This is a genomic window from Sphingobium sp. 22B, assembly GCF_001580035.1.
Lineage (GTDB): Bacteria > Pseudomonadota > Alphaproteobacteria > Sphingomonadales > Sphingomonadaceae > Sphingobium > Sphingobium fuliginis.
In genome coordinates, this window is record NZ_LTAB01000102.1 from 1 (window position 1) to 335 (window position 335).

Sequence of the window (335 nt, forward strand, 5' to 3'; positions counted from 1 at the left end):
TGTATAAGAGACAGAGATAACCATTGCGCCAATTCGCTCCCTGCAAATCCGTTTGGGCCTGCTTGAGCTGAGATTCAACGTCTGATAATCGGTCGAGCAAGGCGGTGATCACGGACTGATCAGGGTGCTCAACAAGTTGCTCAGGGTCACCGTGATCAATGGTTGCGGTCTGCGTAGGGGGTATGACTCGCCATTCTGGACCGTTTACACCTTGAACCTTATAGCCCTGAAGCTGGCATTTACTAAGGCGACGGCGGATCGTAGCCACGGACAATCCCAATTGCTCCGCCGCCGTTTGCAATGTCCAGTGATCAGGGTTGCACATGGTCACGTGA

The 335-nt window shown here is 53.1% G+C and carries 1 protein-coding gene; it reads right to left on the bottom strand.

Annotation, left to right across the window (positions count from 1 at the left end; all coding sequences use genetic code 11):
* On the bottom strand, nucleotides 1-335 hold a 335-nt coding region (locus tag A0J57_RS27110; RefSeq protein ID WP_235600964.1), incomplete at both ends, for a helix-turn-helix domain-containing protein.